Origin of the sequence: Dactylosporangium sp. CA-092794 (assembly GCF_050948465.1) — a bacterium.
GTDB lineage: Bacteria > Actinomycetota > Actinomycetes > Mycobacteriales > Micromonosporaceae > Dactylosporangium.
The window spans coordinates 8,199,887-8,225,995 of record NZ_CP192044.1; the positions used below are offsets into that span (position 1 = coordinate 8,199,887).

Here is a 26,109-nt window from a genome sequence, read left to right on the forward strand (position 1 = left end):
CGGTTCACGGCCCCGGCTCCGGGCTCGGGCCGGCGGTCCACGCGGCGCGCCGCGAGAAGTGCTCGACCAGCAGCTCCCCCGCGTGTCGCACGTGGGTCTGCGCCGCGGCCCGGGCCTGTTCGGGATCGGCCGAGGCCAGCGCGTCGAGGATGTCGTGGTGGTCGCGCACCGAGGCGCTGCGCCAGCCCTCGATGTTGGCGAAGTACCGGCGCGGCGTGTACCGGACGAAGGTGCGCAGGACCCACTCGAGCTTCGGCGCCCCCGGCAGCTTGTTGATGAACCGGTGGAACTCGAAGTTGATCTGCTCGACGTCGTTGTTGGCGCCCACCCGGGCCGCCGCCTCCAGCTCGTCCTGCATCCGCCTGAGCTCGCGCAGCGCCGGCTCGCCGGCCATCCCGGCGGCCCGGGCCGCGAGCTCCCCCGCGATCAGGCCCTGCGCGTGGAACAGGTCGAGGATGTCGTCGCGGGTCAGCGGGACCGCGACGAAGCCTCGCTGCGGTTCGAGCGCGACGAAGTTCTCCGCGCACAGCATCAGCAGGGCCTCGCGGACCGGCGTGATGCTGATGCCCAGCTGCGCGGCGAGCTGGGCGGGGCGCAGGTACTCCCCGCCGCTGATCTCGCCCGACACCACCAGGTCGCGGATGTGCGACGCGGCGACGTTGCTGAGGTGCCGCCGCCGCCCGGTGTGCGCGACCTGCTCGGCGGCGTCGGAATCGTGCGCGAGCATTGCTGTTCGCGGAGCCGGCCCGGTCACGTCGCCGTCGCCGCGGTCCCGAGCAGGCTCGCGCTCACCTCGGGCCGCGCGAGCAGATCGTCGAGGCGGCCGTCGCCGATCACCCGCCCGGCGTCCATGATCACGGTGCGATGCGAGAGCCGGCGCACGAGGTCGATGTCGTGCTCGATGACGATCACGGGGACGGACAGCTCCTTGTGTACCCGCTCGATCGCCTCGGCGATCACCCTGCGCTCCTCGCCGTTCAGCCCGGCGGCCGGCTCGTCCAGCAGCAACAGCCGTGGGCCGGCCGTGACCGCCCGGGCCAGGTCGGCCAGCTTCGCCTGGCCGTAGGACAGCTCGCCCAGCCGCCGTTCCAGCGGCGCGTCGAACCCGACGAACCGCAGCGCTTCGACGACCTTCGCCTTGGCGGCCCGCTCGTCGCGCAGCGCCCGGGGCAGCCGCAGCGCGTACTCGACCATCGTGGCCCGGCTGCGGAAGTCGACGCCGAGCAGCCCCACCTGCAGCGCGTTGAGCTGGCCGAACAGCGCCACCGACTGGAAGGTCCGGGACACGCCGAGCCGGGTGACCTGATACGGCGCCAGCTTGGCGACGTCGTGGCCGAGGACCGCGATCCGGCCGGCGGTGTGGCGTACCGAACGCGAGACGCAGTTCAGCAGCGTCGTCTTGCCGGCACCGTTCTGGCCCAGCAGGCTGAGGATCTCGTCCCGGCGCAGCGACAGGCTCACCCCGTCGACCGCGCGCACGCCCCCGAAGGCGACATGCACGTCCTCGACGACCAGCGCCGTCTGATCGCCGGCGGGCACCCGGCCCGCTTCGTCAGCCCCGGCCATGCGTTGCCTCCTCCATGTCCTCCACGCTCACCAACTCGCCACGCGCGAAGCCCAGCACCGTGTCCGAGACCCGGTGGGCCACCGCCGCGGTCTGCTCCACCAGCACGACGGCCAGGTCCCGGCCGCGCAGCGTGGTCAGCGCCTCGGCGACCACCAGGACGGCCGAGGGCGACAGTCCCTGCGACATCTCGTCGATGAGCAGCACCCGGGGCCGGCGGCACAGCGCCACGGCCATGGCGACAAGCTGCCGCTCCCCGCCGCTGAGCTGGGCGCCCTTGCGGTCCCGCCACTGCTGGATGCGGGGAAAGGTGTCCAGCACCTCGGTGCGCAGCGACGCCCGTTCGCGCCGGTGGATGTGCCGCATCGCGAGTCGCATGTGCTCGTCGACGGTGAGGTCGGAGAACACCTTGGTCCGGTCCGGGATCAGCGCGACGCCGGACCGGGCGACCTTCTCGGTCGGCGCGCCGAACAGCTCCACCCCGCCGACCCGGACGGAGCCGCGCACCAGGCGCAGCGCGGTGCGCCGCTCCCGCCCGGCGATCGCCTGCAGCAGCGTCGTCTTCCCGGCGCCGTTGGGGCCGACGACCGCGGTGACCGTCCCGGCCCGCGCGGTCAGGTCGACGCCGCGCACCGCGGTCGGGCCGTTGACGTACGAGACGACGAGGTCGCGGACGGCGAGCGCCGGGCCCGGGTCCGCCGCCGGCGCGGCCGGTGTCGCACGCAGCTCGGTCATGACCGCACCTGCTCCCTGTCCTGCGGCAGCGCGCCCGCCGGCGCGGGTCCGTCCACATCGGACCCGTTCCGCCGTTGCGCGGCACGGCGCACCGCCCGCCAGAGCCGGGGACCGAGGTTCGACAGCCCGGCCGGCTCGAACACCAGGAACAGCAGCACGATCACGCAGTAGAAGATGATTTCGAGGAACGGCAGCCCGGTGCCGCCGTTGAGGTCGTTGAGCGTCCGGCCGAGGTCCGAGTTGCCGCCGCTGGAGATCAGGTACGGGATGAGCGTGACCACGATGGCCCCGAGCAGCGGGCCGGTCATGCTGCCCAGGCCGCCGACGATGATCATCGCGATGAACGAGGTCGACACGTCCAGGGTGAAGCTCTCGTACGACATCGAGCCCGCGTAGCTGGCGGAGAGCGCGCCGCCCAGTGAGATGATCGCCGAGCCGACCGAGAACACCAGGATCTTCGTCCAGGTCACGTTGATGCCCGACACGTCGGCCGCTCCCTCGTTCTCCCGGATGGCCATCCAGGCCCGCCCGAACTTGCCGTCGATCGGCCCGACGACTCCGAAGATGACCAGGGCGAGCAGCACGGCGAGCAGCGTGAACCACCGCTGGTCGTCGTCAACCGCCCACCCGCCGATCGAGGCGACGTCGAAGGTGAACCCGGCGACGAACTTGCTGCCGCCGAGCTGGATCTCCTGCATGACGAACACCACGATCGACTGGACGGCCAGCGTGGCCAGCACGAGGTAGAAGCCCCGCCACCGCAGCGCGATGGCGCCCACGATCGCGCCGGCGATCAGCCCGGAGGCGGCCCCGGCCAGCAGGCTCACGAGGAAACTCGACGTGTGCTGGCCGACGTACCAGCCGCCGAGCCCACCGATCGCCATGAAGCCCGCGTTGCCGATGGATGCCTGACCGGCGTACCCGGTGATGAGGTTCAGCCCGTACGCGCCGAACGCGGCGATGAGCACCAGGTTGCCCTCGCTGATGTAGGAGCTGGGCAGCGGGAGCGTGTTGGCCAGCAGCGCCGCCACCGTCAGCAGGATGATGAGGACATAGGCGGCACGCCGCGCGCCGTGCCCCGCGTTGTTGTGCGAGATCCGCAGTTTCATAGCCGGCTGAACTCCCCGCGCCCGAAGAAGCCGTGCGGTTTGAAGATCAGCACCGCCAGCAGGAACATGTACGGCGACACCGACATCCAGTGCCCGCCGAGGTAGACGGCCGACGCCGACTGGATGAAGGCGAGCAGCACCGCCCCCACGACGCAGCCGATGATGCTGTCCAGCCCGCCGAGCAGCAGCGCGGGGAACAGCGCCGCGCCGAGCCCGGCCACGGTCGCCGGCTCCAGGACGCTCGACGCGGCGTACGCGACGACGCCGAGCGTCCCGACCGCGGTGGCCAGCGCCCAGGACACGGCGGCGACCCGGCGCGTGCTGATGCCGGTGAGGCCTGCCAGCCGCGGCGAGTCGGCGGCGGCGCGCATGCCCAGGCCGATCGAGAGCCGGCTGGAGCCGATCGCGATCGCGGCCACCACGACGACCATCGCCGCGAAGGCCACGATCTGCAGCATGTTGAGGTTGAACCCGCCGCCGTGCCAGGTCCAGCCCGGCAGCGGGATCTTCACCTCCCGCCCGCTGGAGCCGGTGAAGAACGGCACCGCGGCCCCGAGCGCCTCGGCCAGGATGATCGTGCCGAGGACGACGCCGACGTCGGTCGTCGCGCCGATGCTGGCCCGCGACCCGCTGATCGGCGCGAGCACGAACCGGTAGACGACGGCGCCGAACGCCAGCGAGGCGACCAGGCCGAGCACCAGGCCCGCGTAGAAGTTGCCGAGCAGCAGGCCCAGCTCGTACACGAAATAGGCGCCGACCAGACCGAGGGCCCCGGCGGAGAAGTTCAGCACGCGGGTGGCCCTGAAGATCAGTACCATGCCGAGACTGAGTAACCCGTAGACGGCCGAAAGCAGCAGGACGCCGTTCAGCGCAGCTTCGAACTTGATCATCTCTCTCCCTCCCGCCGGGACCCGATCCGCATCAGGCGTCGTGCGTGTAGGTCCCGGGCAGCAGGACGACCTTCCGCGCCGCCGCGTCCCACGTGTAGAAGCGGGCGGTGTTGATGCCGACCGTGTTCGCGGACGAGTAGGTGATCGGCGCGAACGAGAAGCCCCCGGTGTCGATCGTCTTCAACGAGGCGATGGTCTTGTTGAACGACGCCGCGTCACAGTTCGCGCCGCATTGCTTGAGCACCTGGACGATGATCTTCGCCTGCAGGTAGCCGTACTGCGTGATGTGCGACTGCGGGTCCGCCTTGCCGCCGTACTTCTTGACCAGGTCGAGGTACTGCGTGACCGCCGGGTCGTCGCCGATCGGGAACACCAGTTCCCGGCCGACGTACAGGGCCGGGTAGTTGAGCTGCTGCATCTGGTCGGCGTGCGGGCCGCCCTGGTTGCTGACGATCGGCACGCTGACGTTCGCGGCCATGAGCGCCTTGATGAAGGCGAAGTTCGACGCGTCGAAGACGGCGATGATGTAGTCGGGCTGGGCCGAGGCGATCTTCGCGGCCTGCGCGCTGAAGTCGGTGGTGCCGACCTGGTACGCCTCGGTGTCGACGATGTTCCAGCTGTTGTCGGACGCGATCTTCTTCATGTTGTCGGCCCAGACCTGGGTCTCGGACGAGATCTCGTAGATGATCGCGATCTTCGGGTTGGCCTTCTTGATGATGTTGGCCTTGGCGAACTCGGCTTCCATGTACGCCTCGTCGCCGTAGAGCGCGGCGCCGGCGCCGTAGACGTATTGGTTGATCGGCGGGCGGTTGAGGTCGCTGCCGGGCGAACCGAGCAGCGTCGTCACCTTGAGGCTGTTGATTGTCGGGCCGGCGCCGCTGTTGCCGCTGGAGGCGAGCATGCCACCGATGACGATGCTGTGGTTCTGCTGGACCAATTGCTTGAGGCTCTGGATGGTCGGTGCGGCGGTGAGCCCGCCGTCGGCCATGTCGAGCTGGATCTTCTTGCCGTTCACGCCGCCCTGGTCGTTGATGTACTGGAAGTACGCCTGCATGCCGCCGGCGGTGTTCGCGCCGTAGGCGGCCGCCGGGCCGGACAGGATCAGGGACGCGCCCACGTTGTACGTGCCACCGCCGGACGCGGCGGCGTCGTCACCGCTCGAGCAACCGGTGGCGAGGAGCGCGGTCGCGGTGGCGAAGGCGATCGCACCGGCGACCCGACCGCGGCGATGCCGGCGCGGCGCCGAGTCAATCGTCGTGTTAGTGGCCATGATTTGCGACTCCGAATCTGCTGGACCGATATGACAGGGGTGTCTGTTCACGGGCATGCGGCATCGGCCGAGCCGCTCGTGCCCGGAAAGCGGGGTGGGACTGCTCAGAAGACGATCACGCTGCGCAGTCCGGAACCGTTCTGGAGTGCTTCGATGCCGTCGTTGACCTCGTCGAGCCGGAGCCGGCGAGTGACCATCGCGCCGAGGTCGAACTGACCGCTCTCGGCGCGGGCGATGAGTCGGGCGAAGTCGCGGTGCGGGAACGCGTTGCCGTACAGCGATCCCTTCACCGTCTTGGCGTCGCGCATCTGCTCGTACAGCGACCAGCCGGGGCGATCGCCGGCCGGGGCCGACCCCACGATCACCAGCATGCCGCCCCGCCGCAGCGCCGCGAAGCCCTGGGTCGACGCGTCCGCACGGCCGACGGCGTCGAAGGCGTAGTCGACGCCACGGCCACCGGTCGCGTCACGGGCGATGTCGAGCACGGCGTCCTGCGGGCCGACGCCGATGGTGGCGCCGAGCCCCAGCGCGCGTTGCCGCCGCTGCGGCACCGGGTCGACCACGATCACCGTCGTCGCCCCGGCGAGCCTGGCCGCCTGGACCACGGCCAGCCCGACCCCGCCCGCGCCGAAGACGGCCACGGAGCTGGCCGGCTCCACCTTCGCGCAGTGCTCGACCGCGCTGACCCCCGTGGTCACCCCGCAGCTGACCAGCGCCAGCTGCGCGGCGTCGAGCTTGCTGTCCACCGGCACCAGGGACCGGTGGTCGACCAGGGCCTCCTCGGCGAAGGCGCCGAGCCCCGCGTGGCCGAAGACCTCCGTGCCGCCGGCCAGCCGACCCTTGGGCGTCTTGCTGGCCCGGAAGCTGCTGCACAGATGGTGCTCGCCGCGCAGGCACCAGGAGCACCGCAGGCAACTGGCGACGAAGCAGAACAACACGCGCTGGCCGACCTGGACCGAGTCGGCCCCGGGGCCGAGCGCCGTCACGACGCCCAGGCCCTCGTGACCGCAGATCAGCGGCCAGCCGGGCGGTGCCGACCGGCCCTCGAGCGCGTTGAGGTCGCTGTGGCAGATGCCCGCCGCCTCCACGCGGACGAGCGCCTCGCCGGGCCCCGGCTCGCGCAGTTCCACGTCCTCGACGACCAGCTGCCGCCGCGGCTCGGTTGCGATAGCTGCTCTGATGGCGCACCACCTCTCGGGTCAAGGCCGTGTTACGGGCGTGATCTTCCGAACAACCGTGGAAGGCACTGTCTCATATGAGAGACGAGAAAATCTAGAGAGAGAATATTTTCTCCTCGCCGAGTCGGCTACGATCCGAGCCTAGGCGGCCATACTGGGCCGCAACAGGGCCTATACGTCACGAAACGGGCCTGGGACGATCGCCGCCCCGCCAGCGGCCCGCCACGACTGTCTCGCATACAAGACAACAGGGAGTCTGAATGCCCGAGGTACCCGAGCCCGAGCTGTACATCGGCGGCCGCTGGGTGGCGGCGGATCGGGCCATGCCCGCGCACCCGGTGGTGAACCCGACGACCGAGCAGGTCGTCCTGGAACTCGGGCAGGCGAGCCCGCAGCAGGCCCACGACGCGATCGCGGCGGCGCGGGCCGCGTTCGACTCGGGGCCGTGGCCGCGCCTGTCGCCGCTGGAGAGGGCCGAGGCCATGCACGCCATCGCCGACCACCTGCACGCTCAGCGCGACCGCATCGCGGAACGCTCCCTGATGGAGCTCGGGCAGCCGATCGCGGGCACCCGCGGCGCGGTCGACACGGCGATCGAGCTCTGGCGCCGCTACGCCGATCTCGCCGTCGACTACCCGCGGGTCACCGACCGCCCGGTGGACGCGCGCCGCCGGGCCCGGGTCATCCGCGAACCGGTCGGCGTGGTGCTGGCGATCACCCCGTGGAACAGCCCGCTGCTGCTGAGCTCGCTCAAGGTGGCGGCCGCGCTCGCGGCCGGCTGCACCGTCGTGATCAAGCCGGCCTCGGAAGGACCGCTCACGCTGCCGTTCGTGGCTGAGGCCGCCGCCGCGACCGGGCTGCCGGACGGGGTGCTCAACCTCGTGTACGCCGACGCCCCCACGTCGGCGCTGATGGTGGCCGACCCGCTGGTCGACATGGTCAGCTTCACCGGCAGCTCGGCCGTGGGCAGCGAGATCATGCGGGGCTGCGCCGGCAACATCACCCGCGTGGCGCTCGAACTCGGCGGCAAGTCCGCGTCGATCGTGCTCGAGGACGCCGATCCGGCCAAGGTCACTCCCCTGCTGCTGGCCTCGGCCGGCCTGGGGCTGGCCGGGCAGGTCTGCACGTCCCGGGCCCGCGTCCTGGTGCCGCGCTCGCGCCACGACGAGTGGCTCGACGCGATCGCGACCGGCCTGCGCGCGCTGCGGGTCGGCGACCCGGCCGACGAGTCCACCCAGGTCGGCCCGCTCGCCACTGAGCGGCAGCGGCAGCGGGTCGAGGAGTACATCCGCGCCGGGCAGGAGGAGGGCGCGCGGCTGGTGGTCGGAGGCGGGCGCCCGGCGCAGCGCGAGCAGGGCTGGTTCGTCGAGCCGACGCTGTTCGACGGGGTCACCTCGGGGATGCGCATCGCCCAGGAGGAGATCTTCGGCCCGGTGCTGTGCGTGCTCACCTACAACGACGTCGACGACGCGGTCCGCATCGCGAACGACACCGAGTACGGGCTGGCGGGCTCCGTCTACACCGAGGACATCGACGCCGCCTACGCGATCGCGCAGCGCGTCAGGTCGGGATCGTTCCAGATCAACACGACCGGGCGGGCGATCGACCAGCCGGCCGGCGGCATGAAGAAGTCGGGCCTGGGCCGCGAGGGCGGCGTGGAGGGGCTCGAGGCGTTCTTCGAGATCCGCCAGATCCAGGTGCCGATCGACGTCCAGCTGCCGGACGCCGCATGAAGCTGATGATCACCGGGATCGACGGCGACGGCCGTTCATGCCTGGAATCGGTGACGGAGGCGGGCGCCGCGTTCGCCGACCGGGTGGAGGTCACGCAGATCTTCGAGCTCGCCTCGTGGCCCCCGACGGCGCAGCCCCACGGCTCGGCGGCGCACTTCGCCAACTCGCCGCCCGAGGGAGTGCTGCAGTGGCGGCTGGCGTACTTCCCGCCGGGCCACCACTTCCCGCCGCACCACACCGACAGCATCGACCTCGACGCCGTCGTGGCCGGCGGCGTCGTGCTCGGCCTCGACGACGGCCAACACCCGCTGGGGCCGGGGGACTGCGTGGTCGTGCGGGGGATCGACCACACGTGGACGGCCGGTCCGGAGGGCGTCGTCATGGCCATCACCCGGATCGGCACCCGCCGGGCCGCCAGTTGACCGGGGTCAGACCTCCCCGGCGGCCTCCACCACGAACGACCCCCCGCGTGTTGCGTCGGCACTGAGAGCCTGAGTCGAGTACGTTGCGGTCGTGGAGCCAGGTCAGGCTGGCGTTCAGGAGTGGTCACTGTACTGGACGACCCGCGGTCAGCGCGTGCCGAGCAGGTTGGTGCCGGCGCTCGGTGATTGGTTGGACATCGATGCCCGCACGCCGATCCTGGTCGACCCGCAGTACCGCATCGATTCGGTTTTGGCGCGATTCTTCAGCCGGTCGGGCTTCGCGGCCTTGGCCGAGGGCACGCGGGAGGCGCATGCCAAGGACTACAGGCTGTTCTTCTCCATCCTGTGGAGCCGCGGCCGGTATTGGCACGACCGAGCACGCGCGGACCGTGATGCGCATGCGTAACCTCCTGGCCGCCGGACCAGACGAGCTTGTCGACTACATCGACGATCCGGAGAAGGCACAAGCGCTTGGCTTTGTCGATGGCAACGGGGCCCAGATGCGCGCGACTTCGGGGCCCAGGCAGGTTGACTTTCCATGATCGTTGTCAGCGAGTTTGGGACCCACCGCGCATCGAGCCGTTGCGGAAGCATCGAACCCTGTGTTGGCGCCGCTCGCGCCTCTGTGATGCGCGGTTGCCCGGCGGTGATCGCCACGCAGGGTGACCGGCTCGGCGAGGCCCAGGTTCCTGTTCTAGCCGACAAGAGTGTGTGTCGGTCGCGAGGCATCGACGTAGAAAAAATCTTGGAGGGCGGGTAGCACTTTCGGCGGAGTCGCAGCATTTCTTGACCGTGACGTTCGAGGAGTTCGTGGCGACGCGACTGGGCGCGCTGGTGCGATACGCCACGGTCGTCACCTGGGACCCCGATCTGGCCGAGGACGTCGTGCAGAACGTGCTGGTCCGTGCCCAGCCGCGGTGGTCGCGCATCGACCGGCTGGAGGCCCCGGAGCAGTACTTGCGCCGTATGGTCGTCAACGAGTTCCTGGCCTGGCGCCGACGCCGTCAGGCCCGGCTCCTGCACCACGGCGAGGCGCTGGACGGTCTCGTCACGCCGCAGCCGGACCCGACGGGCCAGTACGACGATCGCGACGCCGTCATCCGGGTCGTCGGCACCCTGCCGCCCCGCCAGCGCGCCGTGATCGCGCTGCGGTTCTACGAGGACCAGCCCGTCGAGGTGATCGCCGATCTGCTCGGCTGCCGGGCCAGTACCGTCCGCACGCACCTGGACCGTGCGATGACCACGCTGCGCGAGGCGCTGCCGTCCGCCCTCGCGCAGATGGGAGAGCCGTGATGACCGATCGACTCGAGCAGCTGCTGCGCGAGGCACAGCAGCGGCGAGCCGCGGACGCACCCGACCCTGACCGGGTGCGGCGCGCGCTGCCGGCCCTGCTCGTGCGACGGACCCGCCGCCGGCGGATCGGACTCGCCGGCGGCACCGTTCTCGCGGCGGTGGCCGTGCTGGCGACCGTCCTGTTGGCGCCGGACCGCGGCGGGACGATCACCAGGATCCCGGCGGACGCGCCCTCCTCGCCCAGCCCTTCGGCCGTACCGTCGGTGGCGCCGGACGTCACGCGGTCCCATGTCCCCGGATGGCTCCCTGCCGGCTTCCGCGAGCGACAACGGGCCGTCGTGTCGACCAGTGCCGGTATCAAAGCGGTCCGGACATGGGCCAAGGCGCCGCTCGGTGCCGGCGGCAGCCGCCTGGACAGTGTCCCGTACATCAGGCTGGTCACCCTGCCGACCCGCACGTGGGAGGACGGCACGCGAGTCGACGTCGGCGGCGCCGCAGGCTGGTACGTCGGCCCGACGAAGGGAAATCCGGGCGCGAGCCTAGGATGGCTGGAGGGCCCGGACCGCACGGTCGTGATCGAGACGAACTCGGTAACGTCCCAGGCAGACCTGCTGCGCGTTGCCGTATCCACGCGCCCGGACCCGACGCCGTTGCCGCAGCCGCTGCTGATCGGGTGGACGCCGTTCCAGCCCCGCGAGTACACCTATAGCTACGGCGGAGACAGCCCGACCGAGTGGGACGCCACAGTCGCGGCCGACGACCCGTCCGACGTGGCCGCCTCCCTGACCGTGATGCTCGCGCCCAGTACCGACGTGCCCGAGGGCGGCACGGCAGTGCAGGTCGGCGGCCTCACGGGCCGGCTGGTGGTCGAGGAATCCCCGGCGCACCGCAATCCGCGGCAATGCGTCGTCCTTCCGCAGCCCAACAGCCCTCGCCTATTGACGGTGTGCAGCGCCATCGCCGGCCCCGGCGGCGCGCGGATGCCCGAAGATCAGTTGCTCCGCGCCGCCGGCTCGGTCGACACCACCATACGCGCGAAGACCGACTGGCTGGGCTGACACCGCTGTCCCAGGCCGGCGTCCACAGCCATCGGGGGCAACGACCGTGGCCCCCGAAGCCCGCCGTCCATGAGCAGGCCGATCAGCTCGCGGCCTGTCATGGGCGCGCCCGCGACGCTGAGGAACCGGCGGGGCGGGCGGGGCGCAAGCCAAGGCGGCACTGCCACGCCACATGATGCGTCCACGAGTTCAACCACTTCACGGACGTGCGGGACGACGAACAGATAGCAACAGCCAGAAAGGAGCTGCCCGCACTGGCACAGGCCGTTCTTGGCCGATGTCAACAGATCATTGACGTGCTATCGAAACCTTGAGTGCTCCCGGCTCAGCTTGCAGCATCACCGATGTGCCCACGCGTGACGCCACGCTGCGCCCGGTGATCAGAGCCTTACCCGGAAGGCTCACTCAGCGGGAGAAGAAATCCCGGCGCCACTGCTCGTATTCAGCCGCCGATAGCGTGCGGGCCTCGCCGAGTGCCACGGAGTCCTCGCCAACCCGGAGGCGGAGGACGGCGGCCGGTTCGGTGGCGGCAGTGAAGATCGCGTCGGCGACCTGCTCGACGGTGGCGAGGAAGCCAGCAGGCGGCTCGGTCCGGAATCCGGCCAGCGTCGCTTCGACCGCCGATCGGTAGGACTCCGGCACCGCTATACCCGCGAAACGCTCATACGTCGTGGTGAAGAAGTTCGAACCGGGCACGAAGCCCGGCTCGACGGTCCGGACCCGCACGTTCAGGCTGGCCAACTCGTGTGTCAGGCCCTCCGAAAAGTTATACAGCGCACCCTTGCTCGCGCTGTAGACCGCCTGGAACGGCATCGGCACGGTCGCGGTACCCGACGACAGGTTGACGATCGACCCCCCGCCCGCCCGGTGGAACAGCGGCAGGGCGGCTCGAATCACCCGCATCGGACCGAACACATTGGTGTCGAACACTTCTTCGATCAGCACCGCCGGGGTCGCCTCGAACACCGAGAGCAGGCCGATGCCGGCGTTGTTGACCACCACGTCGAGTCGGCCGAACCGCGCGTCCGCCGCGGCCACCGCGGCGTTCACAGAGTCGTCGTCGCGTACGTCGAGCTTGTGGACGAGCAGACGCTCGGACCCGGTCCCGGTCCACGCACCGGGATCACGCAGCGTCGCGACGACATTCCAGCCCTCGGCGAGAAATTTTGCCGCCGCGGCGCGGCCGAAACCAGATGAACATCCGGTGATGAGAACAGTAGAAGTCACGACTATCCCCTTGATCAGAGATGCTTCGGAGTCGGGATTCAGCGTGCGGCGACCGGTTACTGAAGTCCAACGCCGGTTAGTCATCGCGCTATGCTCTGCACGCATGGGAAAGGGGGCCCCGCTAATGGCCGAGCTCGATCTGCGCCAGCTGCGCTATTTCGCCGTGGCGGCCGAGGAGCGCAACCTCACCCGGGCCGCCGAGCGGCTCATGATGACTCAGCCTGCGCTGTCCCGGGCGATCCAAGCCCTCGAGCGCACGCTCGGTGTTGACCTGCTGATCCGCCGGCCACGATCGCTCGACCTGACCGCGGCCGGCCGCAGCCTCCTCGAATCCGCCCGCGATCTCGAAAAACGCACCGACGCCGCCGTGCGCAATGCGCGCGCCGCCAGCCAACCGCACCTGACGGTCAGCATTCACATCTGCGACGTCGCCCTAGCGGCCGACCTGTGCGCGTTCGACGGTACCCTCGAATTCGTCACCGACGACCTCCGCAAGCAGCCTGAAGGCCTGCGGGTCGCGCAGCACGATGTGGCCCTGCTCCGCGACCATATCGACGAGCCCGGCATCGAGCAGCGGCTCCTGCTTACCGAGCCCCGGACCGTCCTGCTGTCGGTCGGCCACCCCCTCGCGGCCCAGGAGGTTATCGCTCTGGCCGACCTACGCGACGAACCGATCCCCACCTGGCCGAACATGACCGAGGCCGACGCCGCGCACTGGGCCGGGGCGGACCAAGACGGCCGCGCCTGGCGCCGCGGCCCGGAAGTGACCAAGCCCAGCGACGTCCTCGCCGTGCTCCGGCTGGGCCAGGCGGTCGCGTTCTACCCGGCCTCGGTGGCGCCCCCGAACGTCACCATCCCCGGCCTGGTCGCCCGCGCGGTCGACGGCGTCTCCCGGTCCCGCCTGACTGCCGCTTGTCGCACCGGCAACCGCTCCCCCGACGCCGCCTACTTCATTGACCGACTTCTGAAGGAAACCGGAGCGGCCTGACAGCTGGGCTCGACGTTACTGATCCCTGCCTCGACCACGGCCAAGCGGTCCGGTGAGGTCTGGCCGTCGATCGCCGGCTTGCGGGTACTTCCTGGGCGGCGCGGAGTCACCACAGGCGGCGGTGCACGCCACGACCGCCGCGATCACCCACCACAGGCGTGGCCTGGCGGTCGAGGCGGTCGCGGTCATCGACGCCACGCTACCGGAGCACGGTCCGGCTCACCGGCGGCGCAGGCCCGGGTTGACGAGGGACGGCGGCTGGTAGCCCGCGTCGACCGGGTTGAGGTTCGTACCCGGCGGGACGATCTCGTCGATCCGGTCCAGCAGCTTCTGGTCCAGGGTCAGATCGGCCGCACCCAACTGGGACGTGAGCTGCTCCATCGTGCGCGGCCCGATGATCGCCGAGGTCACCGCCGGGTGCCGGATCACGAACGCGATGGCGAGGTGGACCAGCGGGACACCGGCCTCGTCGGCCAACGCCGCCAAGGCGTCGGCCGCCTCCAGTTTGCGCTGGTTCACCGGCAGCGACATGTCGTACCGCGCGGGAAGGCGCGTGGCCCGGTGGGTCGCCGGCACGTCGGCGCCCTTGCGGTAACGGCCGCTCAGCCAGCCGCCGGCCAGCGGGCTCCACGGCAGCACGCCCATCCCGTACTTCTGGGCCACCGGCAGCACGTCGGCCTCGATGCCGCGGACCAGGATCGAGTACGGCGGCTGCTCGGTGCGGAACCGGCCCAGCCCACGCCGCTCCGCCGTCCACTGCGCCTCGACGATCCGGTGCGCCGGGTAGGTCGACGAGCCGAACGCGCGGATCTTGCCCTGCCGCTGGAGGTCGGTGAGCGCGGACAGCGTCTCCTCGTCGTCGACGTCCTCGTCCGGCCGATGGATCTGGTAGAGGTCGATGTAGTCGGTATTCAGCCGGCGCAGGCTCTCCTCCACCTCCCGCATGATCCAGCGGCGTGAGTTGCCCTGCTGGTTCGGGTCGCCCTTGGCGCCCAGCGGAGCGTCCACCGGTACGCCCATCTGACCGTGCACCTTCGTGGCCAGGATGACGTCCTCCCGCTTGCCGCTGGCCAGCGCCTTGCCGACGATCACCTCCGACTCGCCCTGCGAGTACACGTCCGCCGTGTCGATGAAGTTGATCCCAGCGTCCAGGGCGGCGTGGATGATCCTGACCGACGTGTCGTGGTCGGGCTCACCCCACGCGCCGAACATCATGGCACCGAGGCAGAGCGGGCTGACGTGCATTCCGGTACGTCCAAGACTGCGATATTCCATGGCTCGAACCTATCGCCTGTTTCGCGCGTTCCTCTCGGCTCGTCCGCCGTCCCGCCCCTCCACGTTCCTTACAAGTCTGCCGCGCCGGAAATTCCCTACAAATCGGGCGATGTCGGCTTGTGGCTCCCCTCGTAACGTGGAGGCCAGGACTTGAGGGATAGAGGTTCATGGCTGCGACGAGACGCCGGTTCGATCCGGAGTTCCGCGCGGGCGCGGTCCGGATCGTGCGGGAGACCGGTCAGTCGATCGCCCAGGTAGCGCGTGATCTGGGGATCAATAGCGGCACCCTCGCCAACTGGGTGCAGCAGGATCGTACGGCTCGTGGCGAGGCTGCCGCTGGGCAGTTGTCCGAGGACGAGCGGGCCGAGAGCGACGCCTCGACCAGTTCCGCGTCGTGGTGGGCGGACATGGCGTAGCCGAGCAGCCGGCGACTGAACAGGTCGATGACCGTGGCCAGATACAGTTTTCCCTGGTCGGTGACGATCTCGGTCATGTCGCCGCACCACAGCACGTCCGGCGCTGATGCGCCGAACTGACGACGGACCCGATCCGGAGCCGCTGCCCGTTCGCCCTGCCTGGTCTCCCGCACGATCCGGACCGCGCCCTCACGAAATTCGCGGTCGAACCGTCGTCTCGTCTCGACCCCTCTCGGATGTCAGAAGTGTGCCATCATCCTGCCCACATCTCTGGCGCGGCAGAACTCTGACATCGCCATTCTGCGATTTTCCGTGCATTTCCGAGACCAGAGCGGCTCTGCCGGGCGGCGGTTACATAGTTGGAACGGTCGAGAAATGTCAGAGTAATGACGCGGGACCAACCTGCTCTCACCTGCAGCAGCCGGCTGCACCTCGTTGGCGACACCGGGCTGGGCGCTTGGGACGCCGGCGGCTCGGCCCGGGACATGAACATCCGCACCATCCGCTGCGCCGCGACCCCGGCGTCACGCCTCCTTGACCAGGAACGGAGTTCCCGTATATGTCCACCATCAGCAAGCGGCTGCGCATGCTTGTCGCCACGGGCGCCTTCGCGACGACCGTCGCCCTCGTGCTCGCCGGCTGTGGCGCCCGCGCCGGCGACGAAACGTCCGGCACTAAGTCGGCCGGACCCAGTTGCGTCGACACCTCCGGCAACACCATCAAGCTCGGCTTCCTCAACTCCCTCACCGGCGGCATGGCGATCTCCGAGAAGACCGTCTCCAACGTGCTGCACATGGCCGCCGACGAGATCAACGCCGGCGGCGGCATCCTCGGAAAGAAGATTCAGTACGTCCAGGAAGACGGCGCCACCGACTGGCCCACCTTCGCGGAGAAGACCGAGAAGCTGCTCACCCAGGACTGCGTCGGCGCGATCTTCGGCGGCTGGACCTCGTCCTCCCGCAAGGCCGTCAAGCCGGTCGTCGAGGCCCATAACGGCCTGTTCTTCTACCCGGTGCAGTACGAGGGCCTTGAGGCTTCGCCGAACATCTACTACACCGGTGCGACCACGAACCAGCAGATCATCCCGGCGATGGACTTCCTCGCCTCCAAGGGGGTGAAGAGGCTGTTCCTCGCCGGCAGCGACTACGTCTTCCCGCGCACCGCGAATGCGATCATCAAGCTCTATGCCGCCAAGCTCGGCATCGAGATCGTCGGCGAGGAGTACGTGCCCCTCGACAAGGACGACTGGACCACCCAGGTGGCGAAGATCGTGGCGGCCAAGCCCGACTTCATCTTCAACACCATCAACGGCTCGTCGAACGTCGGCTTCATCAAGGCCTACTACGACGCCGGCCTCAGCGCGGCGACGACGCCGATCATCTCGGTGTCGATCGCCGAGGAGGAGGCGCCGGCCATGGGCCACGAGGTCACCGGCCACTACGCGTCCTGGAACTACTTCCAGTCGCTCAAGACCGACACCAACCCGAAGTTCATCGAGAGCTGGAAGGCCTATCCCAAGAGCAGCGGCGTCACCTCCGACCCGATGGAGGCCGCCTACATCTCGCTGTACCTGTACAAGGCGCTCGTCGAGGCGGCCGGCTCGTTCGACGTCAACGCGGTGAACGCCGCGGCGAAGAAGAACACCATCACGTTCGCCGCACCGGAGGGCACCGTCACGCTCGACGGCGAGAACCACCACATCTCAAAGCCGGGCCACATCGGCCGGATCAACGCCAGCAACCAGTTTGACATCGTCTGGTCCTCCGACAAGTTCATCAAGCCCGACCCGTTCCTCAACGGCTACGACTGGTTCCCGGCGAACGTCCGCGACCAGCTCGTGAAAGCCGCGGGCTGATCGCCCCACCCCCTGCACACGGGCGCGGGGTTGCGTGTCGCCTGCGGCAGGCAACCCCGCGTACCCGGATTCGAATCCCCTTCCTGCCCCGTTACCCCCGCACAGAGAGCGAGAGCACGTGGACGCACTAATCTCACCGCTGCTGAACGGCAGCGCACAGGGTGCGCTGCTCCTGCTCGCCGCGCTCGGCCTCTCGCTCACCTTCGGCCAGATGGGCGTGATCAACATGGCCCACGGCGAGTTCCTCATGATCGGCGCCTTCACCGCCTACCTCGTCCAGCAGGTCATCGACTCCAGCGATGTGTCGATACCGGTCGCGCTGCCGGTCGCGTTCGTCGTCGCCGGACTGTTCGGCCTCCTGCTGGAGGTCAGCGTCATCCAATGGATGTACCGCAGGCCCCTCGACACCCTGCTCGTCACGGTCGGTGTCAGCCTGATCCTGCAGCAGGCGGCACTGCAGATCTTCCCGTCCCAGGGCGTCCCGGTGGAGAAGCCAGGCTGGCTCGACGGGCAGCTGACCGTCCTCGGCTACGGCTGGCCGCTGCGGCAGGTGTTCACCATCCTGCTCGCGACCGTCTGCGTCGCCGCGCTGACGGCCTGGCTCAAGTACACCTCGTTCGGCCGCCGCATCCGGGCGACCGTGCAGAACCGGGACCTCGCCGAGACCGCGGGGATCTCCACGCGCACCATCGACCGCCTGACCTTCTTCGTCGGGTCGGGGCTGGCCGGGGTCGCCGGAGTGGCCGCGTCGCTCGTCGGCGGCACGAACTCGCAGATGGGCGCGCAGTACATCATCCCGGCCTTTCTCGTCGTCGCCGCCGGCGGCATCGGCCAGCTCAAGGGCACCATCGTCGCCGCGTGGGCGGTAGGCGTCGTCCTCTCGTGCTTCGCCTACTGGACGACCGGCAGCCTCGCGCAGGTGTTTGCCTTCATCCTCGTGATCGTCTTCCTGCAGCTGCGCCCGCAGGGCCTGTTCACGGTGCGAACCAGGAGTCTGGTATGACCAAACTGAAGCCATGGCTGTCCCTCCTCGGCATCGCGGTGTTCGCCGTCCTGCTCCTCGCGGTCGCTCCCCTCGTGCTCGCCGACCACTGGCTCGGCAACCTCGGCAAGTACTGCTGCTGGGCGATGGCCGCCGTCGGCATCGGCCTGGCGTGGGGCCGAGGCGGGATGCTCGTGATGGGGCAGGGGGTGTTCTTCGCCCTCGGTGCCTACTCGATGGCCATGCACCTCACGCTGGAGACCGCCGGTGACGGGGTTCCGGGGTTCATGGTGCTCTACGACCCGCTCGCGCCGCTTCCGGCGTTCTGGGAGCCGTTCCGCAGTGCTGCGGTCACCCTGCTGGCGATCGTGCTGCTCCCGGTGGTCGTGGCCGGCATTCTCGGCTACGCGCTGTTCAAGCGCCGTGTGAAGGGGGCGTACTTCGCGATCCTGACGCAGGCGCTCGCCGTCGCGCTCGCCACCCTGATCAGCTCCACGATCCGCGAGACCGGCGGCGACACCGGGCTCAGCGACTTCAAGTACTTCTTCGGGTTCGTGCTGAAGGACCCGGCGAACCGGAGCATGGTGTACCTCATCACGGCCGCGCTGCTCGTCGTGTGCCTGCTCGTGGTGTGGCAGCTCTACCGCAGCCGCTTCGGTGAGCTCCTCGTCGCCACCCGGGACGCCGAGGAGCGCGTGCGCTTCCTCGGCTACGACCCGGCCAACATCAAGCTCGTCGCCTTCGTCGTCGCAGCGCTGATGGCAAGCATCGGCGGAGCGATGTTCGTACCCATCGTCGGCATCATCACTCCGGCCGAGATCGGCGCTGCCGCCTCGATCCTCATGATCGCGGGCGTTGCCTTCGGCGGCCGCGCCTCGCTCTTCGGCCCCGCGCTCGGTGCGATGGCGGTCGGATGGGGACAATCGAGTCTCGGCTCCACCTGGCCCGACGGCTGGACCTACATCATCGGCCTGCTGTTCATCGTCGTCATCCTCTTCCTGCCGAAAGGGCTGTCGTCGGTGCTCGCCAGGTTCACGGCAGCGCGCCGGAGCCCTGGTGAACAGCCCGCAGCTGCGACCGCCGCCCTGCAGCTCGAGGAGGCGAAGTCGTGACCGACGCCTCGCTCGTCGTCACGGACCTCCACGTCGAGTTCTCGGGCTTCGTCGCGGTCGGCGGCGTCTCCTTCGACGCGCACCCTGGCGAGGTCCGGTTTCTCATCGGCCCGAACGGCGCCGGCAAGACGACCTGCATCGACGCCATCACGGGGCTCTCCGCGGCCACCGGGTCGGCGAGGCTCGGCGAGCAGGAGTTGCTCGGCAGGCCGGTGCACAAGATCGTCCGGCTCGGGGTCGGCCGCACGTTCCAGACCGCGAGCGTCTTCAACGAGCTCTCGGTGCTGCAGAACCTCGACATCGCCGCCGGACGCCACCGCCACGCGGCCTCGCTGCTACGGGCCCGGCGTGGCGTCGAACCGTCGATCGTGCAGGCGCTTGAGGAGACAGGACTCGCCGGAGAGCTCGCCACGCCGGCCGGCATCCTGTCGCACGGCCAGAAGCAGTGGCTGGAGATCGCGATGCTGCTCGTGCAGGACGCGAGGGTGCTGCTGCTCGACGAACCAGTCGCCGGCATGAGCCAGGACGAGCGGACCGCGACCGGCGAGCTCCTGCAGCGCGTCGCGGCGAAGCGCATTGTGCTGGTAGTCGAGCACGACATGGACTTCATGCGCCGCTTCGCCACGCGCGTGACGGTGCTGCACCAGGGCAAGGTGCTCTCGCATGGCTCGGTGGCCGAGGTACAGGCCGACCCCAAGGTGCAGGAGGTCTACCTCGGCACTGCGGGAGCCGCGACCACGGCCGCCATGTCGGTCGTGCCCGAAGCGGCAGCCGTCGAGCTCGCAAGCTCGCCGGAGATGGCAGCCAGGACGCAGCAGCAGGAGGAGAACTGACATGCTCGAGCTCACCGACATCGAGGCCGGCTACGGGCGCACACGGGTGCTGCACGGCGTGACGGTGCCGGCCGGAAAGGTCGTGGCCGTGCTCGGCCACAACGGCGCCGGCAAGACGACGCTGCTGCGGGTCGCGATCGGGCTCATCAAGCCGACGAAGGGCCGCGTGTTCTTCGACGGCGAAGACATCGCGTCGCTCGCCCCCAACAAGCGCGTCGCTCGCGGCATGGCCTACGTGCCGCAGGGCCAGCAGGCGTTCGGCCAGCTCACCACGCTCGAGAATCTGCAGCTCGTCGCCGACGGACGCCGGGGCGGCAAGGCCCTCATCGACGCGCAGATGGCTCGCTTCCCCGCATTGGAGCAGTTCGCGGCCAGGAAGGCAGGCCTGCTCTCGGGCGGGCAGCGCCAGCAGCTCGCGATCGCCCGCGCCCTCATCACCGAGCCGAAGCTGCTCATCCTTGACGAGCCGACCGAGGGCATCCAGCCCACGATCGTCGCCGAGATCGAGCGCACTATCGTACAGCTGGCCGGCGAGGGCATCAACGTGCTGCTCGTCGAGCAGCACATCGGCTTCGCCCTCGAGGCCGCTGAGCGATACGTCGTGCTCGCCTCGGGCTTCGTCACCCAGACCGACGAGGGGGGCTCGGCGGCCATCTCCACCGTGCGAGCGGCCATGGCGATCTGAGCCGACATTGCCGGTTTCCGGACCTGCAATACTTTCGTAACAACGAACCCGGAAGATGCCCCACGCCCGGCGCGTGAGGGGATGCCACTGTGAGCAGAACAGGCAACGCGCGCGCGGCCGCGGAGGACAGCCTCGAGGACTATGCCTTCCGATATGTGCCGCGCACCTTCCGGCGCTGGAGCGCGGCCTCCGTCGGCGCGACAGCCCTCGGGTCCATCGCGTTCCTCGCCGATTTCTCGATCGGCGCGACCATCGGCATCGACCACGGTACCGCCAATGCCATGCTCGGCATCCTGTTCGCGTCGGTCATCATCGTCATCGTGGGCGTACCCGTCGCCTACTACGCCGCCCGCTACAATCTCGACCTCGACCTCATCGCCCGTGGCTCGGGATTCGGCTACTACGGCTCGATCATCACAACCGTGGTCTTCGCGGGCTTCACCTGCATTTTCTTTGCCTTGGAGGGCGCCATCATGGCGCAGGGGCTGCAGGTGGCGACGGGGACGCCGCTGTGGCTCGGCTATCTCATCTCGACCGTGGTCGTGATCCCGATCGTCATCTACGGCATGCGTGCGCTGGAGCGCCTGCATTTCTGGACCACGCCCCTGTGGCTCGCCCTCGCCCTGCTGCCGCTGCTGTGGATCGTCCTCTCCGACCCCGAGTCGGTGCGCGCCTTCACGTCGTTCACCGGCAACTCCGACGGCTCGATCAGTTTCGGCGCCGTTGTCTCAAGCGCGGCCGTGTGCTTCGCCCTCACCCCGCAGCTGGCGGAGCAGATCGACTACATCCGCGCCATGCCGCCGCGCACGCCGTCGAACGCCCGCTCGTGGTGGACGTCGTTCGCATTGTCCGGCCCGGGCTGGGTCATCTTCAGCAGCACCAAGCAGATGATCGGGGTGTTTCTCGCCGTCTACGTCCTCGTGAAAGTCGATCCCACCCTCGGGCACTCCGCGACCGAACCGGTCAAGCAGTTCGTCGGCATGTACCAGACCCTGTTCCCCGACTGGCTCGCAATCGCCCTCGCCCTCGCGCTCATCGTGGTCGCGCAGGTGAAGATCAACGTGACGAACGCGTATTCGGGCTCGCTCGCCTGGTCGAACGTCTTCACCCGGGTGGCAAAGCACTACCCGGGTCGCACGATCTTCGTGCTGCTCAACCTTGTGATCGCCTACGCGCTCATGATGCTGGACGTCTTCACCATCATCTCCTTCGTCCTGAGCCTGTACGCGAACGTCGTCATGGCGTGGCTCGTGACGATCGCCACCGATATCGCGATCAACAAGTGGGTGCTGCGCATCTCGCCGCGCTTCCCGGAATTCCGCCGTGGCATGCTGCACGACTGGAATCCGGTGGGGCTCGTGTCGGTGGGGCTCGCCTCGGTGCTTTCGCTGCTCGCGTTCGCCGGGCTGTTCGGCCCCGCCGTCAAGCCGTTCTCGGTGCTCATCGCGATCGGCGTCGCGTTCGTCGCCACGCCGGTCATGGCCCTCGCCACGCGGGGGCGCTACTACCTCCGCCGCCGCTCCGACGGCATCGACTCCCCCCTCTTCGACGACGACGGCAACCCCTCGGGCGAGCGGCTCCGCTGCCATGTCACCGGGTATACGTTCGAGCGGCCGGATATGCTGGCCTCGGCCCAGCGAGGACCGCATGGCGAGGTGCAGTATGTCTCGTCGCTGGCGCTCACGCTCGACGATTCCGATCGCTACGTGCTTCCGCCGGAAGTCACCGGCCCCCCGCACTGGGCGACCGCTCGAAGCAGGGGGACGTGATGGAGGAGTCGGTCGACACCGCGACCGCAATTCTCGCGAGCGCGGCGGTTCTGCTGCGTGAGCACACGTTCGACGACATCTCCTATCGTGCCCTCGCCGACAAGGTCGGCATCTCGGAGCGCACGATCTACCGGCAGTACCCCACGCGTGCGCACCTGCTCGCGGCACTCTCGAACTGGATTGAGCAGACCCATTTCCCGCTGCCGCCGTTTGTGACCGTGGCCGATTTCCGCGCCGCCGTGCACGAGCGCTTCCGCGCCTTCGACGCGTCGCCCGCGTACGCGTACGTCGGCGCACGGGCGGCTACGATCTCGCTGACGCTCGACGCCGAGCCCGCCTACATCACGCGTGCGATCGAGGCGATGCTCGACGTGGCGGCGCCGACGCTCAACCGGCGAGATCGGCGGCGGATCGCGGCCTCCCTGCGTTACTTCTCGTCGGCGATGTTCTGGGCGCGACTGCGCACGGGCTTCGACCTGGATGCCGGCGACATCTGCGACGCGTTTGATCGCGCCGTGGGCACCATGCTCGCGAGGCTGCCCGACGCGACGTGGGCGGAGCCGTGAGCAGGCCGATGGCCGCCCCGGCGCTGAGCGGCACGCAAGCGGCGATCCTCGCCGCCTACGCCGAGCTGATCGAGGAGGTCGGCAGCGACGACGTGTCCTACCGGCTCGTCGCCCGCCGGGCCGGCATCGCCGAGCGCACGGTGTTCCGCAACTATCCTACGCGGGTCGATCTGCTGCTGGCGACCGCAGCGTGGATCGAGGCGACGGTGTTCGTCCGCGAGGAGTCGCACTCGATCTTCGACATCCCCCTCGCGATCCGCGACGCGATGCAGCGGTACGACGCGCGGCCGGAGCTCGCGCACGTCGTCGCCGAGACGGCAATGCGCGGCGTGAGCGGCGCGGCGCCGTCGCTCGGCCGGGCGCACCTCGAGCGGCTGCTGGACGCCGAGGTGCCATCCCTCGACGCGGCGCAGCGCAGAGCGGTCATCGTGGCGCTGTCCCACCTCGACTCCGCCGCGACCTGGGTGACGTTTCGCCGCGAGTTCGGCATGGACCGGCGTGACATCGCCGACGCAGCCGCATGGGCAGCGGAGGCGGTGCTCGACAGCATCCGCGACCGCGTCGTCCCGTAGGCGCCGGGCCTGAACTACGCTGCGTCCGAAGCCGGACTGGTCGGGTCGAACCCAGGACCAGGCTCTTGCGCGGAGCGCCGTACATCAGCCAGTCGACGGCCCGGCCACCACACCGCCCAACAGCTGCGCCGATGTGGGCCGGGACCATCCCCGGTACCTGCACGGCGTCCAGGCCGATGCGGAAGGGCGGCACAGACCCGGCGACCCGGACGCAAAACCGCCGTCACAGCGCGTTTCGCCCCGGTGTCCCCGGACCGGCCACGCCGCCGCCCGCTTCCGGCCAATCCTTGCACCGTGGTGCGGTGCCTTCCTGCGCCGGCTCCGACCGGTCCCGGGACGGGTCGGAGCCGATCCGGCACGCACCCGTCGGCCGCCGCGGGTACGGCCGGGGTCAGCTGTCGGCGAGGATGCGGCGCGCGGCCAGCGTGGCCATGGCCAGCAGGGGCGCGTTCGGGTTGCCCGAGACGGTGACCGGCAGGGCCGAGGCGTCCATCACCCGCAGCGCGCCGATGCCGCGTACCCGCAGCCGGGTGTCGAGGACGGCGTCGTCGCCGGTGCCCATCGCGCAGCCGCCGACGGTGTGGTAGCCGGGGATGCTGTGGTTCAGGGCGTAGTCGAGGAGCCCTTCATCGTCGCGGAGGCCGGGGCCGGGCGCCGTCTCGCCCTCGATCATCCCGGCGAGAGGCTCCTCCGCGGCGATGTCGCGCATGCGCCGGAGCATGGCCACGGTACGCCGGCGGTCCGCGTCCTCCGCCAGATGATTCGGGACGATCCGGGGCGGTGTCCGCGGGTCGGCGGAGGTGATGTGCTGCCGGCCGCGGGCCTCGGGCCGCAGGATCTCACCGATGATCGTGGCGCCCGGACTCGTCTCCAGCCGCATGCGCTCCATGTCGGCGCTGACGGGATTCATGAAGATCTGCGCGTCGGGCCGGGGTTCGCTCGGCTCGGTGCGGGCGAAGCCGAGAACCTGCGCGCCCGGTGCGGCGAGAAAACCGTCGCGTCTGACCAGATACGCCGTGAGAACGCGCAGGACACCGCCGGCGCTGCCCAGCATCCGGTTGTAGCCGAGCCCCGGCCGGTTGAGGCGCAGCAGGAGCGGAATGACGTGGTGCTCGACGACGTTCTCGCCCACCGTGGGGCGGTCCAGGACGACCTCGATGCCCAGCCTGCGCAGCAGTGCACCGTCGCCGATGCCGGAGAGCTCCAGCAGCTTGGGCGTCTCCACGCCACCGGTCGACAGCACGACCTCCTTCGTGGCCCGGATCTCCTGCGCGGCGGCGCCCTCCCCGACGAGCACGCCGACGGCCCTGTCCCGTTCGATGAGGACGCGGGTCACCGTGGCCCCGGTCCGGACGGTCAGATTGGCGCGCTTCATCGCCGGACGCAGGAACGCGGTCTTCGCGCTCTGCCGGACACCGCGGGCGATGGTGGCCGGGGTGTAGCCGACCCGTTCGTCGCCGCCCTCGTTCACATCTTCCACCCGCGCGAGACCGCGCTTGCCGGCGGCCTCGATGAACGCCTCGTTGACCGGCTCGCCGTTGTTCTGGACGCTGACGCCCAGCGGGCCACCGGTTCCCCGCAGGTCGGTCGCGCCGAGCTGGTGGTCCTCCAGCTCCCGAAAGATCGGCAGGATGTCGTTCCAGGCCCAGCCGGTGCCGGGCAACGCGTCCCAGTCCGCCGCGCACCCGCGGTTGTACATCGAACCGTTGATGGCGCTGGTGCCGCCGAGCACCCGGCCGCGAAGCCACCTGTCCTCCCGGCCCTGGGAACCGTACGGCTCGGTCCGATAGGCGTACGAGAACCGGCCGTTGGCCTGTGTGACCAGACTCGCCGCGGGGATACGGAACAGCGGGCCGCGCCCGGGTGTGCCCGCCTCCAGCAGGAGCACCTTGACAGCAGCGTCCCGGGACAGTTCCGCGGCAAGCACGCATCCTGCGCTTCCCGCACCGACCACGATGTAATCGAACATACCGCTAACGACGAGGACGGCACGCTCGGCGTTCATGCTTCGCCGGACGACCGGCCTGGCCGTCGCTCACCCGTCGGCCACCGCCCGGACGCAAAAAGCAGGCCGGAACACTTGGTCGATCAGGTACGTATAACCGGCGCGGTCGGCGAGTGGTGGACGGATGTTCGGGCCACAATCGGCGCGAACATCCGGGCGGCGTCCTTCGGATGTCCGGTCTCGTGCGCGACGGACGCCGGCATCCCACGCCTGCTCGACGGCGCGGAGACCACCGGCCATCCCGCCGTAGGAGACGAAGGCGATGGGCTTGGCGAACCATTCCTCGCGAGCGAGGTCGATGGCGTTCTTGAGCGTGCCGGGGAAGCTGTGGTTGTACTCCGGGGTGACGATGACGAACGCATCGGCGGCGGCGACTCGGGCTCGAAGATCGACCGCGGCGTCGTGGCTGGCGAAGGGTTGGGCCGGCACCTCGATCTGGGCGAGGTCGATGACGTCGAGGTCGAAGGCACCGACCCGCTCGACTTCCTCGGCGAACCACTGTGCGACGGTCGGCCCGAATCGACCTTCTCGCGTGCTGGCGATGACCACGCCGAGCCGCATTCGACGGTGTT

The 26,109-nt window shown here is 69.6% G+C and carries 27 protein-coding genes and 1 pseudogene; 16 read left to right on the forward strand and 12 right to left on the reverse strand.

Going from position 1 to position 26,109, the window contains the following annotated elements; translation table 11 throughout:
- Window positions 1-4: 4 nt before the first annotated feature.
- The 7 genes from ACQPXD_RS35060 to ACQPXD_RS35090 all read right to left on the reverse strand — a co-directional run bounded on the left by ACQPXD_RS35060 (window position 5) and on the right by ACQPXD_RS35090 (window position 6,698).
- Window positions 5-727 carry a GntR family transcriptional regulator gene (locus ACQPXD_RS35060; protein WP_432825614.1) on the reverse strand — a complete coding sequence of 241 codons (723 nt, stop codon included), beginning with the start codon at window positions 725-727 and terminating at the stop codon, window positions 5-7.
- A 23-nt stretch (window positions 728-750) separates the two neighbouring features.
- Window positions 751-1,566, reverse strand: a complete 816-nt coding sequence (locus ACQPXD_RS35065; protein ID WP_432825615.1) for an ABC transporter ATP-binding protein — start codon at window positions 1,564-1,566, stop codon at window positions 751-753.
- Window positions 1,553-2,299, reverse strand: a complete 747-nt coding sequence (locus ACQPXD_RS35070) for an ABC transporter ATP-binding protein (protein WP_432825616.1) — start codon at window positions 2,297-2,299, stop codon at window positions 1,553-1,555. Before ACQPXD_RS35070 ends, ACQPXD_RS35065 begins: the two co-directional genes overlap by 14 nt.
- Window positions 2,296-3,408: a branched-chain amino acid ABC transporter permease gene (locus ACQPXD_RS35075; RefSeq protein WP_432825617.1), complete on the reverse strand. Its 1,113-nt coding sequence runs from the start codon at window positions 3,406-3,408 to the stop codon at window positions 2,296-2,298. Before ACQPXD_RS35075 ends, ACQPXD_RS35070 begins: the two co-directional genes overlap by 4 nt.
- Window positions 3,405-4,298: a branched-chain amino acid ABC transporter permease gene (locus ACQPXD_RS35080; RefSeq protein ID WP_432825618.1), complete on the reverse strand. Its 894-nt coding sequence runs from the start codon at window positions 4,296-4,298 to the stop codon at window positions 3,405-3,407. Before ACQPXD_RS35080 ends, ACQPXD_RS35075 begins: the two co-directional genes overlap by 4 nt.
- A 31-nt stretch (window positions 4,299-4,329) precedes the next feature.
- On the reverse strand, window positions 4,330-5,568 hold the full coding sequence (locus tag ACQPXD_RS35085; protein ID WP_432825619.1) for an ABC transporter substrate-binding protein: 1,239 nt from the start codon (window positions 5,566-5,568) through the stop codon (window positions 4,330-4,332).
- A 104-nt stretch (window positions 5,569-5,672) separates the two neighbouring features.
- Window positions 5,673-6,698 carry a zinc-binding dehydrogenase gene (locus tag ACQPXD_RS35090; RefSeq protein ID WP_432825620.1) on the reverse strand — a complete coding sequence of 342 codons (1,026 nt, stop codon included), beginning with the start codon at window positions 6,696-6,698 and terminating at the stop codon, window positions 5,673-5,675.
- A gap of 308 nt (window positions 6,699-7,006) precedes the next feature.
- Between ACQPXD_RS35090 and ACQPXD_RS35095 the strand changes: the two genes are divergently transcribed.
- From ACQPXD_RS35095 to ACQPXD_RS35120, 6 genes are all read left to right on the forward strand, one after another.
- Window positions 7,007-8,479, forward strand: coding sequence for an aldehyde dehydrogenase family protein (locus ACQPXD_RS35095; protein ID WP_432825621.1), 1,473 nt, complete (start codon window positions 7,007-7,009; stop codon window positions 8,477-8,479).
- The gene (locus tag ACQPXD_RS35100; protein ID WP_432825622.1) at window positions 8,476-8,901 is read left to right on the forward strand and encodes an AraC family ligand binding domain-containing protein; all 426 of its coding nucleotides are present in this window, start codon (window positions 8,476-8,478) and stop codon (window positions 8,899-8,901) included. The genes ACQPXD_RS35095 and ACQPXD_RS35100 overlap by 4 nt, the downstream gene beginning before the upstream one ends.
- Window positions 8,902-8,992: 91 nt before the next feature.
- Window positions 8,993-9,307, forward strand: coding sequence for a hypothetical protein (locus ACQPXD_RS35105; protein WP_432825623.1), 315 nt, complete (start codon window positions 8,993-8,995; stop codon window positions 9,305-9,307).
- Window positions 9,300-9,443, forward strand: a complete 144-nt coding sequence (locus ACQPXD_RS35110) for a hypothetical protein (protein WP_432825624.1) — start codon at window positions 9,300-9,302, stop codon at window positions 9,441-9,443. The genes ACQPXD_RS35105 and ACQPXD_RS35110 overlap by 8 nt, the downstream gene beginning before the upstream one ends.
- A 250-nt stretch (window positions 9,444-9,693) precedes the next feature.
- A complete protein-coding gene (locus tag ACQPXD_RS35115) occupies window positions 9,694-10,194 on the forward strand; it encodes a SigE family RNA polymerase sigma factor (protein WP_432844080.1) in 501 nt (166 codons plus the stop codon).
- A gap of 74 nt (window positions 10,195-10,268) precedes the next feature.
- A complete protein-coding gene (locus ACQPXD_RS35120; RefSeq protein ID WP_432825625.1) occupies window positions 10,269-11,252 on the forward strand; it encodes a hypothetical protein in 984 nt (327 codons plus the stop codon).
- A gap of 405 nt (window positions 11,253-11,657) precedes the next feature.
- On the opposite strand, the gene ACQPXD_RS35125 is transcribed toward ACQPXD_RS35120, so the two are convergent.
- Entirely contained in the window at window positions 11,658-12,563 is a 906-nt protein-coding gene (locus ACQPXD_RS35125) for an SDR family oxidoreductase (protein WP_432825626.1), read from the reverse strand.
- A gap of 40 nt (window positions 12,564-12,603) precedes the next feature.
- On the opposite strand from ACQPXD_RS35125, the gene ACQPXD_RS35130 reads away from it, so the two are divergent.
- The gene (locus ACQPXD_RS35130) at window positions 12,604-13,467 is read left to right on the forward strand and encodes a LysR family transcriptional regulator (RefSeq protein ID WP_432825627.1); all 864 of its coding nucleotides are present in this window, start codon (window positions 12,604-12,606) and stop codon (window positions 13,465-13,467) included.
- Between the two features lie 219 nt (window positions 13,468-13,686).
- Here the strand turns inward: ACQPXD_RS35130 and ACQPXD_RS35135 are convergent, their stop codons facing one another.
- Window positions 13,687-14,742: an aldo/keto reductase gene (locus ACQPXD_RS35135; RefSeq protein ID WP_432825628.1), complete on the reverse strand. Its 1,056-nt coding sequence runs from the start codon at window positions 14,740-14,742 to the stop codon at window positions 13,687-13,689.
- Window positions 14,743-14,909: 167 nt separating this feature from the next.
- On the opposite strand from ACQPXD_RS35135, the gene ACQPXD_RS35140 reads away from it, so the two are divergent.
- On the forward strand, window positions 14,910-15,158 hold the full coding sequence (locus ACQPXD_RS35140) for a transposase (protein WP_432825629.1): 249 nt from the start codon (window positions 14,910-14,912) through the stop codon (window positions 15,156-15,158).
- A gap of 8 nt (window positions 15,159-15,166) precedes the next feature.
- On the opposite strand, the pseudogene ACQPXD_RS35145 reads toward ACQPXD_RS35140, so the two are convergent.
- A pseudogene (locus ACQPXD_RS35145) lies at window positions 15,167-15,235 on the reverse strand (hypothetical protein); the annotation flags it as partial.
- Between the two features lie 482 nt (window positions 15,236-15,717).
- On the opposite strand from ACQPXD_RS35145, the gene urtA reads away from it, so the two are divergent.
- The 8 genes from urtA to ACQPXD_RS35185 all read left to right on the forward strand — a co-directional run bounded on the left by urtA (window position 15,718) and on the right by ACQPXD_RS35185 (window position 23,532).
- Entirely contained in the window at window positions 15,718-17,013 is a 1,296-nt protein-coding gene (gene urtA, locus ACQPXD_RS35150) for an urea ABC transporter substrate-binding protein (protein WP_432825631.1), read from the forward strand.
- A gap of 118 nt (window positions 17,014-17,131) precedes the next feature.
- The gene (gene urtB, locus ACQPXD_RS35155) at window positions 17,132-18,016 is read left to right on the forward strand and encodes an urea ABC transporter permease subunit UrtB (protein ID WP_432825633.1); all 885 of its coding nucleotides are present in this window, start codon (window positions 17,132-17,134) and stop codon (window positions 18,014-18,016) included.
- Window positions 18,013-19,107 (forward strand): urea ABC transporter permease subunit UrtC, encoded by a 1,095-nt coding sequence (urtC, locus tag ACQPXD_RS35160; RefSeq protein WP_432825635.1) that lies wholly within the window; start codon window positions 18,013-18,015, stop codon window positions 19,105-19,107. The genes urtB and urtC overlap by 4 nt, the downstream gene beginning before the upstream one ends.
- A complete protein-coding gene (gene urtD / locus ACQPXD_RS35165) occupies window positions 19,104-19,940 on the forward strand; it encodes an urea ABC transporter ATP-binding protein UrtD (RefSeq protein ID WP_432825637.1) in 837 nt (278 codons plus the stop codon). The genes urtC and urtD overlap by 4 nt, the downstream gene beginning before the upstream one ends.
- Before the next feature lies 1 nt (window position 19,941).
- The gene (locus tag ACQPXD_RS35170; RefSeq protein WP_432825639.1) at window positions 19,942-20,625 is read left to right on the forward strand and encodes an ATP-binding cassette domain-containing protein; all 684 of its coding nucleotides are present in this window, start codon (window positions 19,942-19,944) and stop codon (window positions 20,623-20,625) included.
- An 89-nt stretch (window positions 20,626-20,714) separates the two neighbouring features.
- Window positions 20,715-22,394 carry a purine-cytosine permease family protein gene (locus ACQPXD_RS35175; RefSeq protein WP_432825641.1) on the forward strand — a complete coding sequence of 560 codons (1,680 nt, stop codon included), beginning with the start codon at window positions 20,715-20,717 and terminating at the stop codon, window positions 22,392-22,394.
- Window positions 22,394-22,960 carry a TetR/AcrR family transcriptional regulator gene (locus ACQPXD_RS35180; protein ID WP_432844082.1) on the forward strand — a complete coding sequence of 189 codons (567 nt, stop codon included), beginning with the start codon at window positions 22,394-22,396 and terminating at the stop codon, window positions 22,958-22,960. Before ACQPXD_RS35175 ends, ACQPXD_RS35180 begins: the two co-directional genes overlap by 1 nt.
- Window positions 22,957-23,532, forward strand: coding sequence for a helix-turn-helix domain-containing protein (locus tag ACQPXD_RS35185; protein ID WP_432825643.1), 576 nt, complete (start codon window positions 22,957-22,959; stop codon window positions 23,530-23,532). Before ACQPXD_RS35180 ends, ACQPXD_RS35185 begins: the two co-directional genes overlap by 4 nt.
- 391 nt (window positions 23,533-23,923) lie before the next feature.
- Here ACQPXD_RS35185 and ACQPXD_RS35190 read toward each other — a convergent pair whose 3' ends face one another.
- Together ACQPXD_RS35190 and ACQPXD_RS35195 are read right to left on the reverse strand one after the other, a co-directional pair.
- Window positions 23,924-25,459 (reverse strand): GMC family oxidoreductase, encoded by a 1,536-nt coding sequence (locus ACQPXD_RS35190; protein ID WP_432825645.1) that lies wholly within the window; start codon window positions 25,457-25,459, stop codon window positions 23,924-23,926.
- A 108-nt stretch (window positions 25,460-25,567) separates the two neighbouring features.
- Window positions 25,568-26,098, reverse strand: a complete 531-nt coding sequence (locus ACQPXD_RS35195) for an NADPH-dependent FMN reductase (RefSeq protein ID WP_432825647.1) — start codon at window positions 26,096-26,098, stop codon at window positions 25,568-25,570.
- Between the last annotated feature and the right edge of the window lie 11 nt (window positions 26,099-26,109).

Bases quoted from the DNA above. Each gene is read 5' to 3' on its own strand.
- ACQPXD_RS35135 (WP_432825628.1), bottom strand. From the start codon at position 14,742: ATGGAATATCGCAGTCTTGGACGTACCGGAATGCACGTCAGCCCGCTC.
- ACQPXD_RS35170 (WP_432825639.1), top strand. From the start codon at position 19,942: ATGCTCGAGCTCACCGACATCGAGGCCGGCTACGGGCGCACACGGGTG.
- urtA (WP_432825631.1), top strand. From the start codon at position 15,718: ATGTCCACCATCAGCAAGCGGCTGCGCATGCTTGTCGCCACGGGCGCC.
- ACQPXD_RS35140 (WP_432825629.1), top strand. From the start codon at position 14,910: ATGGCTGCGACGAGACGCCGGTTCGATCCGGAGTTCCGCGCGGGCGCG.
- ACQPXD_RS35100 (WP_432825622.1), top strand. From the start codon at position 8,476: ATGAAGCTGATGATCACCGGGATCGACGGCGACGGCCGTTCATGCCTG.
- ACQPXD_RS35130 (WP_432825627.1), top strand. From the start codon at position 12,604: ATGGCCGAGCTCGATCTGCGCCAGCTGCGCTATTTCGCCGTGGCGGCC.
- ACQPXD_RS35125 (WP_432825626.1), bottom strand. From the start codon at position 12,563: ATGACTAACCGGCGTTGGACTTCAGTAACCGGTCGCCGCACGCTGAAT.
- ACQPXD_RS35110 (WP_432825624.1), top strand. From the start codon at position 9,300: ATGCGTAACCTCCTGGCCGCCGGACCAGACGAGCTTGTCGACTACATC.
- ACQPXD_RS35080 (WP_432825618.1), bottom strand. From the start codon at position 4,298: ATGATCAAGTTCGAAGCTGCGCTGAACGGCGTCCTGCTGCTTTCGGCC.
- ACQPXD_RS35195 (WP_432825647.1), bottom strand. From the start codon at position 26,098: ATGCGGCTCGGCGTGGTCATCGCCAGCACGCGAGAAGGTCGATTCGGG.
- ACQPXD_RS35180 (WP_432844082.1), top strand. From the start codon at position 22,394: ATGGAGGAGTCGGTCGACACCGCGACCGCAATTCTCGCGAGCGCGGCG.
- ACQPXD_RS35070 (WP_432825616.1), bottom strand. From the start codon at position 2,299: ATGACCGAGCTGCGTGCGACACCGGCCGCGCCGGCGGCGGACCCGGGC.
- urtC (WP_432825635.1), top strand. From the start codon at position 18,013: ATGACCAAACTGAAGCCATGGCTGTCCCTCCTCGGCATCGCGGTGTTC.
- ACQPXD_RS35095 (WP_432825621.1), top strand. From the start codon at position 7,007: ATGCCCGAGGTACCCGAGCCCGAGCTGTACATCGGCGGCCGCTGGGTG.
- ACQPXD_RS35060 (WP_432825614.1), bottom strand. From the start codon at position 727: ATGCTCGCGCACGATTCCGACGCCGCCGAGCAGGTCGCGCACACCGGG.
- ACQPXD_RS35085 (WP_432825619.1), bottom strand. From the start codon at position 5,568: ATGGCCACTAACACGACGATTGACTCGGCGCCGCGCCGGCATCGCCGC.
- ACQPXD_RS35075 (WP_432825617.1), bottom strand. From the start codon at position 3,408: ATGAAACTGCGGATCTCGCACAACAACGCGGGGCACGGCGCGCGGCGT.
- ACQPXD_RS35065 (WP_432825615.1), bottom strand. From the start codon at position 1,566: ATGGCCGGGGCTGACGAAGCGGGCCGGGTGCCCGCCGGCGATCAGACG.